The organism is Coprococcus sp. AF16-5 (genome assembly GCF_003479365.1).
Classification (GTDB): Bacteria; Bacillota; Clostridia; order Lachnospirales; family Lachnospiraceae; genus Coprococcus; species Coprococcus aceti.
In genome coordinates this window covers 81703-94491 of record NZ_QUGZ01000004.1, presented here as the reverse complement: position 1 = coordinate 94491, position 12789 = coordinate 81703, and the positions used below count along the sequence as shown (strand labels likewise).

Sequence of the window (12789 nt, the reverse complement as noted above, 5' to 3'; positions counted from 1 at the left end):
TAGAAAGGTGGATAAAAGTTATGGGAAAATTGGAAAAAGTTATTGTAGAGAATGGTATTACTTATGTATTAGGTGATGATGATATTTATTATCCGGATTTACAGTTACCGGAGGGAACAAATTATAATATCGGAAAGTTTGGACATATGAGATGTGAGTATCTGAAAGAGTTCAAACATGGATATTATATGGAGCTGTTACTTGATGGAAGACTAAATGAATATCTGCATGAGATTGACGAGGCATGTTATGAGATGCGGGACAGGCTCGTGGAAAAGATGAAGGAAAAACAAGGTGTGACAGAGCAGTTAAAAGCGGAGAATCAGATGATGTGGGTGGGGAAGATGAATAATATTATTGCTTGTGCGGAGGAGATTGTGGTGAGGGAGGTGGTGTATGTGTGATGTAGAGGGCGGCTGGGAGGCTGTCCTTTTTGCTATGTTAAGTTTAATTAATCCCTGAATTATATTTTTTGTGAAAAAAAGTTGCATAAAAAATAATTAATGATATAATAATGATAAGTAAAGAAGTAAAATGACTTGGAGGAATGAGCCATGATTATAGAGATAAGAGCAAAAAACTGTTATGCATTTGAGAATGACATTACATTTTCGATGAAAGCAGATATGCGAAATAAAAAATTTGGAGCAAATGTTCACAAAGAGAATGATTTTAATGTGCTTAAAACTGTAGGAATATATGGACCAAACAATGCAGGAAAGACATGTCTAATCAAGTGCATTAGAGCAATAAGAAATGTACTTTTAAATAAGAAGAATGGACTGATGACAAATATATTTACTGATAGTGATGTATGCGAGTTAGGTGTTACATTTATGGCATCTGGAAGAAAGTTCTCGTATGATTTTAAGTATGATGCAGAAAAAGAAGAATATATATATGAATCATTTTCTGAGATATTTAAAGATCAATACAATAATGAAAAAGAAGTTTGCTGGTTGAAAAAGGATACCATTAGCGAAATATATGAATGTATTGATGAAGCTGTGCAGACTATGATGTCGGTAGTATCTAAAAATAATTTGCTATGCTATGTAGTAGATACAAGTAAATTTGAACATGTCAACGAGATGAAGCAGATTCTTGTCGGATTTGCAGAAAAAATTGATGTCATCAATATGAATAACATACCTATGCAACACACAATTGAACTCATGAAAAATAAGAATCAGTTACAGCAAAAGGTTGTTGAGTTTATAAAAAATGCAGACCTGTATATGGATAACTTTGAATATGTGGATATGGATAAGATACAACTGAAAACTGGTGAAGGGGATGAAAAGCCAGATGAGAAAGTGCTTGATATTCCGGAGAATATTATGGATCAGATTAGGTTGGTTTCCACATATAAAGGTGTTCATGTACCAAGTATGATGTTTGATTCCACAGGAACAAAGAAGATTGCAGCTATTGCCAGTTATGTAATTGAAGCACTTGAACAGGGCAGAATATTAGTGGTGGATGAGTTGGATAGCAGTATTCATTTTAAGCTTACAAGGGCGATTGTTGCGATGTTTAATAATGAATTAAATACAAGTGCACAGATGATATTTACAGTTCATGATATAAATCTCATGGACTGCAAGAGAATGTTCCGGAAGGAGCAGATTTGGTTTGTGCATAAAGATGAGGAAGGTGTATATGTATATTCACTTGCTGATTTTACAGCGCAGCAGGGAGTGAGGGATACGACGGATGTTATGGAAAAATATAGAAAAGGTGCACTTGGTGCTTTACCTGATCCTGAGTTAATTAACTCTTTGCTTAGTATTAAAGGTAATGTAAAGGGGGATGATGCCGATGCCAAATAAACTCCCTAAGTTTTTGGATAATCACAAAATCTGCATTATCTGTGAAGGCAATGAGGAATATGAGTATCTAAAACGATTAAAAATTTTAAAAGTATGGAATGAGCAATATGATATTTCATTGGTAAATGCCGGCGGAAATGGTAATATCCCAGCGAGGTATCAGGACCGATATCAAAATGGAGCAGATGAACTTGTACTTGTATTTTGTGATACAGAAAAGAAGCCACACGAGCAGTATGAGGACATTAAGCGTAAGATTAATGTATTTCATGGCGTGAATACTGCCGCAGATGCAGTGATTATATTTGGTAATCCTTGCACAATGCAGATTATATCTAAGCATTGGACAGATGAAAATTTGAAATCTCCTGCTAAACCGGTAAACGCTCCTTTGATTAAAAAATATACCGGAGTTGAAAATTACAAAGGAAGAGCAGACCAGATTAATGAGGTTATGAAGTATGTTACTGTAGAGAATTACAAAGATATGAGTCGACGAGTGAAAAAATTGGAGACAATCGATACCATTGCAGGAAGTAGCAATTTTGGAATGTTTATAGAATTATTTGAAGGGGACGATGTCAAGTGGATATATGAGATAAACAATAGAATTGAAGAATAAAATTGGCAGTAAAAATTGTGGTAAAATGAATGTTAAAGCAATAAATACAAAATTGTGTTATGAAAGGAAGATAAAAGATGGCAGATAATTTTAAGTTACCAGGTTCTTCGTATGAAGAAATAATTAAAATAATTAAGGCATATTCAAGTGGAAAAGAGGGGCAAGCTCAACCATTAGATGCGATTGCTCAAGCCTCAGGAATTGATAGGACAATTGTTAGTCGAAATAATGGTTTCCTGTTACAAATGCAATTGTTGATGGAGGGCGCCAAGAAAACACCTACTACTGAGTGTTTTTCTTTAGGAAGAGCATATTCTTTAAATATAAGAGAAGAAATTCAAAAGATATGGAAAATATTGATTGAAAATAATGAGTTTCTCACAAGAATGTTGTCCGCTATTAAAATTAGAAATGGTATGGATAAGACTGCGCTGATTAATCATATTTTATATTCGGCGGGGTCAACTACGAGTGCATCAAAAGTTGGTGCAAATACAATTATAGAAATTTTTAAGGATGCAGGAATAGTTATTGAAGAAGATGGAAAAATCCTGGCTGTTGAAAAAGAAAATGTTGTTGATACAAACGAAGAAATAAAACAAAATAATCAAATTAAAGGCACTAACCAAATTGTTAAAATATATGATGATAAGAAAATAGTAAATGGTACTGTTGTGAATATAAATATAAATATCGATGCATCTGTTGATCAGTTAGATGAACTTAGTGAAAAAATTAGGCTGTTATTAACTTCAGTTAATGAATAGAGAGTAGGTGGAATTATGCAATATGAAATAGTTCTCACCACAGCTGAGGATATTGTTAGTGTTGTTGACGCTGCTTTGGCGGGAAAAGATATTTGTGATATACAGTATATTAGTGAATTCGCAGATATATCAGAACAACAGGCACAGAATGCAATAAAAATGGCTGTTGATATGGAACTTTTGTATTTTGATAGTGCTTCACAATCGTATAAAAGTGATTCATTACTATCACATTTGTTGGTTTCCGCACGAAATGATTTACAAAAAGCAACAATTATGAGATTTATATTAGAGCAATATAAACCGTTTAAAACATTTAAGGATAGATATATTTTTACGCAATCTATAGATTTGGCTTGTAAGCAATTGAAAGCTTTACATGGTATGACAACAACATATAGGGATATTAAGAATACAATTACTAATATAGCTACATATGCTAAGGCAATGATAAGTGATGGTGCGAATCAATTTGTTTTAAATGATGATCAAGTGACGTATTTGGAAATTTTAGATGTTGTTTTAAAATCTAAAGCGAATGATGATAATGCTTTAAAAACGTTGTTGGGAGAAAGCGTATATAATTATATAGATGCAGATAAAGTGTATATGCCTCTCTCGGATGCATTTAGCAAGGTACAAAATGAATTAACAGAAGCAAAAACTATTATTTTATACTCAGGGAATGCTTTTGAATCTTTTTTACAACAAATTGCGGATGATCATAATGTATCATTAGTTGGTAAAAATGGAATACTTCAAAAAAGTTCGACATTAGGGAGTGTGTTATCAAAAAAACATAGGGGAATGATTGATTATATTGGACAAGTTAGAAATGCTGCAGATCATGGAGCTGATGTTGATGAGGGCGGAAAGATTTGGGAAGTCTCAGAAGAAACGGCGAGGGTTTATCCTACAATAGTGGCAACTGTAATTAAAGATATAGTATTAAGGGCGAATGGAACGATATATGTCTAAATAGAAATCAAATATTGGGTTAATTATAGCGCTTGCGTTTTGCTTGCAAAAAGTGTCAAAATGATAAAGAATGCTTGGAATATAAAAAATTATAATACAAAATATAACGATGCAAAATTTGATTAGACACAATATATAGTTGCAGAAATCGAGTTTGAATAACGAACTAAAATGCCGAAAGCCTGTATTTATGCGGGCTTCCGGCATTTGTTTTATCAAATGGCTCTAGTTTGGCTCTATTTGTGGGCGGGATAAGGGTTGCGAAAGCACTGATGGAGAAATAAAGACATAATGGTAAGGAAAAAGTGATATATGCATCTTGGAAGCACAGGAATACTGAAAAATATAAGTTCAGCTGGAACAAAAAGTATGTTATGTACTGGAGAATTCCGGGGATCTGTGGGGAGTAATTGCGGGAAAAAAGGGAAAAGCGTATAATGCAAGAAAATAATGTTTTCACAGTGTAAAATAGAGGAGAGAACTATCATGCAGAAAATACTGATTGTAGAAGATGATACAAATATCAATAATCTGCTTCAGGAAGCATTATCCAAAGCAGGCTATTCCTGTGAGCAGGCGTTTTCCGGAACTGAGGCAAAGCTGCTTTTGAATATGCAGGAGCATAGCTATGCACTGGTGTTGCTGGATTTGATGTTGCCGGGAATTACAGGAGAAGCAGTTCTGGAGGAAATACGGAAAAAGGGAAATCTTCCGGTTATTGTTTTGACTGCGAAAGATAGCTTGGATGAAAAGGTAAAGGTTTTAACTAGTGGGGCTGATGATTATATAACGAAACCTTTTGAAATCAGAGAGGTACTGGCAAGAATTCAGGTACAGCTTCGTCATACAGAAGAAAAGGAAATAAAAGAATCTAACCTTTCGTTCAGAGAGATGGTATTGAACAAAGCTACTTTTCAGGTCAGCATTGGTGGAAAAATACTTCCTAAGATAACAAGACAGGAGTTTGCGATTTTAGAATTACTGCTCAGAAATCCGAAGCAGGTTTTCAGTAAAGAGGACATTTTTGAATATGCGTGGGACGAACCATATATGGGTGAAACAAAAACTCTGGATGTACATATAAGCAATATTCGTAAAAAGATAAAAACAGTCACATCTGAGGAATATATTGAAACAGTCTGGGGAATCGGTTATCGTCTTCATCTATAATCTTTACTCTTTTTTTACTATTTATTTGCGTTTGATTAGGATTATTCCTTTATGATAAATGCAGATAAGAAAAAGGAGATGAAAAAACTTGAGCGAAATGTTATTGGAAACAAGAAATTTGACTAAGCAATATGGACACCATAAAGCTGTGGACAGTGTCAATATGCATATTAAAAAAGGTGCTATTTATGGTTTTATCGGTCGGAATGGAGCTGGGAAGACAACTTGTCTGAAGATGATCAGTGGACTTTCCAAGCCAACTTGTGGAGAAATCGAGATGTTTGGATACAAGGGAAAGGATTTGCAAAAAGTTCGATCACGGATAGGATGTCTGATTGAGGCACCGGGACTTTATGGAAATATGACTGCATATGAAAATCTGAATATCAAATGCAAGCTGTTTGGAATAAAGAAAAAAAGTTATATTGAAGAAATATTGAGAATTATCGGTCTGGAGGATGTGGGAAAGAAAAAAACAAAACATTTTTCACTTGGAATGAAACAGCGTTTGGGAATTGGTCTTGCTTTGGTTGGAGAACCAGATTTATTAGTTCTTGATGAGCCAATCAATGGATTGGATCCACAGGGTATTGCAGAGATCCGGGATACGATTCAGAGACTTCAGAAAGAGAAGAATATGACAATATGCATTTCCAGTCATATTCTTGAGGAATTATCGAAGATTGCTACTGATTATGGAATTATTCATAATGGAAGTTTAATACAGGAAATTACAAGAGAAGAATTAATAAGAAGATGCAGTGAACGGATAGAGTTGACATTGGATCATCCGAAACAGGCGATTCCGGTGCTGGATTCTATGGGATTTACCAACTATCAGGTAACAGATAAAGAGCATATTCATATTTTTGAACGATTGAATGAAAGTGCAGCGTTGAATATGGAACTTGCAAAGGCAGGAATTCCGGTAAAAGGGATTTCCATAACCAGTGAAGAACTGGAAACTTATTTTCTGAATCTGACGGGAGGTGCGGATCATGCTTAATATAATAAAAATGGATTTATACCGGATGCTTAAAACCAAAAGTATGTATGTAATCTGGATCGTACTGGCAGCAATATTATTGATTACAACATCTTTAAGCAAGACAGATTATGAGCTTTTGACTGAAAAGGATGCCATGAAACAGGAGCAGGTTACTGAACCTACTGTGGATAATATTAATGTGGGAATGATGGTAACGCTGCCTACGGAGCCGGGAGAAAAGGTGACGGTATATGATATCTTTTTTGCCAATTCTCAAGGAAAATTGTATGCACTGCTTTTGGTGATTTTTACTGTTCTGTTTTCAACAGCGGATATCAGTAGCGGATATATTAAGAATATAGGAGGTCAGGTTAGAAATAGAGGAACTCTGATTTTTTCCAGAGCAATTGCCTTGGCTGTCTTTACGGTACTGACAATGGCAGGTGCATTCTTATTTCAGGCAGCGGCGAATGGTATTGTTTTCGGGGAATTGGAATGGGGAAATACAAAGGCAATTTTATCTTATTTTGTGACTGAACTGGCTCTTCATTATGCACTTGTGCTGATTTGTATGGCGATTGCAATTATTTTGAAAAATAATGTAATCAGCATGGTCATTGCTGTCTGTCTTAGCATGAATGTAATGACCATTGTGTATGGGGTGATCAATAGTGCTATTCAAAAAATAGGAATTCAGAATTTCCAGATTTATAAGTATACGATAACAGGAAAATTATCACTGCTTCCTATGAATCCAAGTGGAAATGAGTGTTTGGCGGCATTTGGTGTGGCAATAGTGTTCATCGTTATGATGATATCAGTAAGCAGCGTTGTTTTTCAAAAGAGGGATATTTAACGGATGTATATCGTAATTGGGATATTAGCAGGAATTATTATCTTACAATTTATTATTATGTGGAAATACCAGCGGCAGGTGAAAGACATCTGCCGCCAATTGGCGTTTATGATGAAACATGACAGTAACATGTTGATTAACCATGAATTTGATGTGGGTGGAATAGGAAAGCTTTCTGACAAGTTGAATGAGCTTCTGGAACTGCGAAGAAAAGAGAAGCAGCATTATCAGGAGAAAGAAGCTCTGATTGCGGACACTTATACAAATCTTTCTCATGATATCCGCACACCACTGACATCTTTGGACGGATATTTCCAGCTAATGGAAGAATGTGAAAATATAGAGGATCAGAAACGTTATTTAAGCATTATCCACGAAAGAATTCATAGTCTGAATGAAATGTTGGAAGAACTTTTTATGTTTACAAAGTTAAAAAACGAATCTTACAGTTTGGAATTGACATTGTGCTGTATGAACCGGATTTTGAAAGAAACAGTTTTTTCATACTATGATGAATGGGTAAGAATGGAAATTCAGCCGGATATTCAGATTACGGAAGAACAGTTGTATATACATGGAAACAGGCAGGGACTCCGCCGTGTTATCCAGAATGTGATAAAAAATGGGCTGGATCATGGAGAAAAGAAGATTAGCATTGTGTTGGAACGTGATCAAAATCAGGCGGTGCTTAGAATCAGCAATCAGGTTACACATCCAGAACAGATTAATATAGATCAGGTATTTGAGCGATTTTATAAAGCAGATGTTGCCAGAAGTAAAACATCTACTGGATTGGGACTATCTATTGCAAAGGAGTTGGTTAGTCGGATGGATGGAGAGATTGAAGCAAAAATAGAAAAAAAAGAGTTTATTGTTGAAATGAACTTTCCGATTGCAACCGATGCTAAATAGTATTTTGCGACGTAGAGGTGGCGCCGATGACGGCTTATGAGATCATTTCGATTTTCATTGGGATATTAGCATTGTTGATGTCCTTTGGTAGCTTGATTGTAGCGTTGCTTGCCTTTCTCGATAAAGAGAAAAGCTCTTCGAGGAAGAGCAGACGAAAATAAAAATGCCTATCCTGTCTGCGAGTGGAGGGTGCGGACAAAATTCTGGACTACTATAGGGCTTCGAAAGGAGCCTTTTTATGTATTCAAAAGAACAAAAGGATATTGCACTACGGATATATCATCAAACAGAGTCTGTAACTGAAACTATTAGGATTCTAGGGTATCCAACATGTAGAAATCTGTACACATGGATTGCTGAGGGAAATACCCCACCCAAAACAAGGAAAGAATACAACAAATTTATATAGTAGAGACATGATTATATGTATTTTTTAGGATTACCTTCATTCGACAATATTAGATATTTACAAAGCACTAGATTATCGTAAATAATTAGAATTGGAGGTGAGTAATTTGATATTTTTTCAAGAAGAAATGCTCTATGTGGCGCAAAATCTTATTAACTTTAAAGAAACTAAAGATGATGTAAAGGCAGGGGCCGATCTGCAGTATACAAATCAACTAATTAATTGTATAAGTTTAGATCCGAAATATATTCAAAATGGATGGGGTTTGAATATGCGATTGAGAATGGAATATCCAGAAATTGATGACATTCAAAATATAATAAATAGAATGCCATCAGATAATGCTAGAGTCCCGAATCCGAAAGAGAGTATTGTTGAAATATTAAAAATGGATTGTTGGGGGATAGTTGCACATGTATTGATAAAGCATGGGAAGATTAAAGAAATAAAAGATATTATAAAAAATCCAGCTAAGCGACAATCCAGGACTTTGTCGTAATTCAGTATGAATAAATTGAAAATACTTCTGTTTATCTGTACAATAATTATAAAAAGTCATTGCAATGGTTACACCACAAGGAGCACACCGAATGGAAGACAAACGAAAGAACACAGTCCTGGAAATCTTAAACTACTGGAAAATCACAGAATTTCTAGGGCAGACCGACATTCCACAGGAAAGTACAGAGAACAAAAAGCTAATTAAGAATATTAAGAATGGCAAAGAGGTTAAGGCAGAGAAGATCGAGGTCTTCTTTGATTTGCCAGTTTTGTCATCTCCTGATATTGATCTGGAAATGATCCTGGAAAATGACAGGGACGGCTATGCGAAGTTTCCTTCGGTTGGTGATGAGATCCATTTTTGCCTGGGGAAGGTAGAGCGGAACACAGTAGTTGGTTATCTTGAGAAGTTTATAGAGGATAAATCCGATAATCCTGAGATAGCTTATCCGAAAAAGAGCGCGATCGCATGGTGCTCATTCAAGACAGATACGAAAGGTGTGTATCTTCAGAACAGTTTCCAGCTGTCATCGATACTGTGGGCAGTTGCCAAGTGGGATGAGTCAAGAGCACATAATAGTCATGACTTTTCTCTCGATACTAGCGAGTATGAAGAACTTGTTGGAGAGATCGATGAGGAACTGCAGGACCAGAATGTCGATGAGTTCATTTCAACCATATATGAAAAGATTTTTAACGAGTATGTGAAACACAGATTCTCAGAGAATCCTCAGGAATCGATGGGAATTGCCGAATACAACAGGTATGCGAGCGAACAGGTCAGAGATGCGGACGAAGACGCATTTGACTATGCGGATCTAGGTAAAAGCTTCTTTTTGAATGACATTATTCAGTTGTCAGAGCTGGTTCGGAACGGGAACTTTGGCGATGGGAATGAATATGAGAAGAAAGTGATCGAGTACATTCTGGCAGGGTACGAAAAGTCGAAAGGCCCAGACGATTTACCGAGAACGATCATCTCGCCGGATGCGGGAAAAAGTGAGATGAAGTTGTTCTTTGACAGAATTCTTAACGTTACAAATTCGCCAAGGGGAAAATGGCCGGCCAAATATATGCCGGCGTTGATGCAGCAGGTTGCAGTCAATATTGCGATCAGACAGGACGGGGATGCTCCAGTTTTTTCTGTAAACGGACCTCCCGGAACGGGAAAGACTACATTGCTCAAGGAGATCGTGGCAAGCAATATTGTTGAGCGTGCCAGACTCCTCGCTGAGAATGCAGAAGATCCAGACTCTTTATTTGAGATGCATTCATTTTCGCATGGACCGCTAGAGGCAAATGCGAATGCCTATTACCAGTATGCGCCTCATTATTATTCGATAAATGTTGATGAGATCAACAATTATAGTATGCTGGTCGCGTCATGTAACAATGCGGCGGTGGAAAATATCACGATAGACCTTCCGAAGGCGAGGGATATACTTGACAGTCTGGAGTCGTCTGGGAATGACGAAGAGGAGATCCGCTGCGGTCTGGATGAGGTTCATGATTTGTTTGATATCAACAAGTCAGGTGATGTGGAGACTATAACCAGATATGGTAAGAGCCGAGAAGAGAAGGACATTTATTTTACGCGTTATGCGGATAAGCTTCTGGGCGGAGCTGACTGCTGGGGATTGATATCCGCTCCATTTGGCAGAAAGGCAAATATCCGTAAGTATTGCAATTCTGTTCTGAAGCCATTTGTGGAGGACTATAGATCAAATGATGTCAGGGAGCAGCATAAGGTAAAATATCTGGAAGTAAGAAAAAAGTTCTTATCCCAATATAAACTGGTGGAAAGCCTGCGAAATGAGTTGGAACAGATTTGCAATCTGGCAGGGACGGTTCCTATGGAACTGCAGAAAAATGCACCAGAGGATTTGTCATGTGAAATAAGTGATGTGGAAAGAAAGCGGCAGATGCTTGAGCGTCAGTTATTTGCTGAACAAAAAGAGCTGATCGAGCTTGAGGAAAGCAGACCGAAGGGATTGTTCGCAAGGCGTAAGGATGCATCCGCAAGAGATATATTCATTCAGGAGAAGAAAGCGACAATATCAAAACTTAATGGAGAGATAACTTCTTTGAACAACAGGATATCAGGCCTGCAGAATCTTCAGGAATACCAGCGGTGTATTTCAAAATACTCGCATGGGCAGATGAAGATGACCCCGGTGGACGCTGCATTTATGGAACGTTATGTATCCGAGGACGACAGGCTGTCGACAAAAGCACAGATAACCAATCCATGGTTTACCGCCCAGTACAATAGAGAGCGTGAAAAGTTATTCCTGTATGCATGTAAGCTGCACAAAGAATTTGTCATTTCTTCAAAATGCATGCGGCATAATATCATCAACCTGATGATAGCGTGGAATGTGTTTGATGATTGTGGTGAGAGGATGAAGCTTGCAGACAGAGAAGAAGCCATGCCATACATGCTTCAGAGCATTTTCCTGCTGACCCCTGTGATATCCACGACATTTGCATCAGCGCAGACTTTCCTGGGAGACGTGAAGAAAAGCGGAGTGCTTGGAACTCTTATCGTCGATGAGGCGGGACAGGCACAGCCACAGATGGCAGTTGGTGCGATGTTTAGGTGTAGAAAGGCGATCATAGTCGGAGATCCAAAGCCGATCGAGCCTGTGGTTACCGCAGAGACTGACATGATAAAACAGTTGCTTACCGCAGAGATATTGGCAGGTTACAAGGATAAGAAAATCTCTGTGCAGGCTTTTGCTGACTATATAAATCCGTATGGAACTTATCTTGGAAAGGATGAGGAGAAAGAGTGGGTAGGCTGCCCGCTGGTAGTCCATAGGCGCTGCATTGACCCGATGTACACAATCTCAAATGTGCTTTCATATGATGGAACTATGAAGCAGCAGACGGCAGCACCTAAGGCTGATAGGGCAAAGACATTTATTTTGGACAAGAGCTGTTGGATAGATGTAGCCGGTGCTGAGAATCCGGGCAAGAAGGATCACTTTGTCAAGGCGCAGGGCGAGCTTGTTCTGAAACTACTGGAGAGAAAATTTGAACGGGATACTATCGATATTCCGAGGCTGTTTATCATCACACCATTTACATCGGTCAAAGAGGGAATGCTGGAGATGATAAAGAAATCGGAGTTATATGGAAAAGAGCCAAGAGTCAGAAAATGGCTTAATGCCAATAACATTGGAACTGTGCACACTTTCCAAGGGCAGGGAACGGATGAGGTTATATTCCTGCTCGGATGCGACAGCAAATCTATGGGAGCAGTCAACTGGGTGAACAATAATATCGTCAATGTTGCAGCGACAAGGGCGAAATTCAGATTCTACATGATAGGAGATAAGGCGGTATGGACTTGCAGGCCGGTGAGGGTTGCGAGAGAGTGCACTGCCGAGATGATAACAGCTAAAGAGGTTCGAGAGCTGCTCATCGGTAAGCCCAAGGAAGCCAGCGATAAGCCCCAAGAGATCGAAGCTATATCTGACGGTACGCAAAAAAAAGGCACTAAGACCTCCGATCATTTAAAGAAGAACGGCAATAAAATGCCGCAGGACTCAAGTGGAGATATTAAGTCTGCACCTGCAAAGATGTCTATGATATGCCCGGAATGCGGGAAAAAGTTGGTTGAAAGATCGGGAAAATTTGGCAAATTCATAGGTTGCTCGGGCTTCCCGAAATGCCGGTTTACGCAGTCGGTATAGGAACAGAGCAACACCCCGTTGCTTTCCCCAATCCCCGCAATCTGTTATGATATCCA

Annotated in this window: 11 protein-coding genes; all 11 read left to right on the top strand. The window is 37.9% G+C overall.

From position 1 onward, the window contains the following. Nucleotides 1-20: 20 nt before the first annotated feature. The 11 genes from DWW70_RS11145 to DWW70_RS11090 all read left to right on the top strand — a co-directional run bounded on the left by DWW70_RS11145 (nt 21) and on the right by DWW70_RS11090 (nt 12733). A complete protein-coding gene (locus tag DWW70_RS11145; RefSeq protein ID WP_330423966.1) occupies nt 21-404 on the top strand; it encodes a TnpV protein in 384 nt (127 codons plus the stop codon). Nucleotides 405-554: 150 nt separating this feature from the next. Next, nucleotides 555-1832 (top strand): AAA family ATPase, encoded by a 1278-nt coding sequence (locus DWW70_RS11140; protein WP_118649860.1) that lies wholly within the window; start codon nt 555-557, stop codon nt 1830-1832. Then, a complete protein-coding gene (locus DWW70_RS11135) occupies nt 1822-2454 on the top strand; it encodes a hypothetical protein (RefSeq protein ID WP_118649859.1) in 633 nt (210 codons plus the stop codon). Before DWW70_RS11140 ends, DWW70_RS11135 begins: the two co-directional genes overlap by 11 nt. Nucleotides 2455-2531: 77 nt before the next feature. After that, on the top strand, nt 2532-3221 hold the full coding sequence (locus tag DWW70_RS11130) for a hypothetical protein (protein WP_118649858.1): 690 nt from the start codon (nt 2532-2534) through the stop codon (nt 3219-3221). Between the two features lie 15 nt (nt 3222-3236). Further along, nucleotides 3237-4199, top strand: a complete 963-nt coding sequence (locus DWW70_RS11125; protein ID WP_118649857.1) for a hypothetical protein — start codon at nt 3237-3239, stop codon at nt 4197-4199. A 486-nt stretch (nt 4200-4685) separates the two neighbouring features. Beyond that, nucleotides 4686-5369, top strand: a complete 684-nt coding sequence (locus DWW70_RS11120) for a response regulator transcription factor (protein WP_172674890.1) — start codon at nt 4686-4688, stop codon at nt 5367-5369. An 88-nt stretch (nt 5370-5457) separates the two neighbouring features. After that, complete coding sequence (locus tag DWW70_RS11115; protein WP_199669328.1) at nt 5458-6375, top strand: ABC transporter ATP-binding protein; 918 nt, start codon at nt 5458-5460, stop codon at nt 6373-6375. After that, the gene (locus DWW70_RS11110) at nt 6368-7213 is read left to right on the top strand and encodes an ABC transporter permease (protein ID WP_055224328.1); all 846 of its coding nucleotides are present in this window, start codon (nt 6368-6370) and stop codon (nt 7211-7213) included. The genes DWW70_RS11115 and DWW70_RS11110 overlap by 8 nt, the downstream gene beginning before the upstream one ends. Nucleotides 7214-7216: 3 nt before the next feature. Next, on the top strand, nt 7217-8125 hold the full coding sequence (locus DWW70_RS11105) for a sensor histidine kinase (RefSeq protein WP_055224327.1): 909 nt from the start codon (nt 7217-7219) through the stop codon (nt 8123-8125). Nucleotides 8126-8640: 515 nt separating this feature from the next. Then, complete coding sequence (locus DWW70_RS11095) at nt 8641-9033, top strand: hypothetical protein (RefSeq protein WP_118649856.1); 393 nt, start codon at nt 8641-8643, stop codon at nt 9031-9033. A gap of 91 nt (nt 9034-9124) precedes the next feature. Beyond that, complete coding sequence (locus DWW70_RS11090) at nt 9125-12733, top strand: topoisomerase DNA-binding C4 zinc finger domain-containing protein (RefSeq protein WP_118649855.1); 3609 nt, start codon at nt 9125-9127, stop codon at nt 12731-12733. Nucleotides 12734-12789: the final 56 nt, after the last annotated feature.

Coding starts and splice junctions, on each gene's coding strand:
- DWW70_RS11090 (WP_118649855.1), top strand. CDS start 9,125: ATGGAAGACAAACGAAAGAACACAGTCCTGGAAATCTTAAACTACTGG.
- DWW70_RS11140 (WP_118649860.1), top strand. CDS start 555: ATGATTATAGAGATAAGAGCAAAAAACTGTTATGCATTTGAGAATGAC.
- DWW70_RS11125 (WP_118649857.1), top strand. CDS start 3,237: ATGCAATATGAAATAGTTCTCACCACAGCTGAGGATATTGTTAGTGTT.
- DWW70_RS11145 (WP_330423966.1), top strand. CDS start 21: ATGGGAAAATTGGAAAAAGTTATTGTAGAGAATGGTATTACTTATGTA.
- DWW70_RS11135 (WP_118649859.1), top strand. CDS start 1,822: ATGCCAAATAAACTCCCTAAGTTTTTGGATAATCACAAAATCTGCATT.
- DWW70_RS11105 (WP_055224327.1), top strand. CDS start 7,217: ATGTATATCGTAATTGGGATATTAGCAGGAATTATTATCTTACAATTT.
- DWW70_RS11110 (WP_055224328.1), top strand. CDS start 6,368: ATGCTTAATATAATAAAAATGGATTTATACCGGATGCTTAAAACCAAA.
- DWW70_RS11120 (WP_172674890.1), top strand. CDS start 4,686: ATGCAGAAAATACTGATTGTAGAAGATGATACAAATATCAATAATCTG.
- DWW70_RS11130 (WP_118649858.1), top strand. CDS start 2,532: ATGGCAGATAATTTTAAGTTACCAGGTTCTTCGTATGAAGAAATAATT.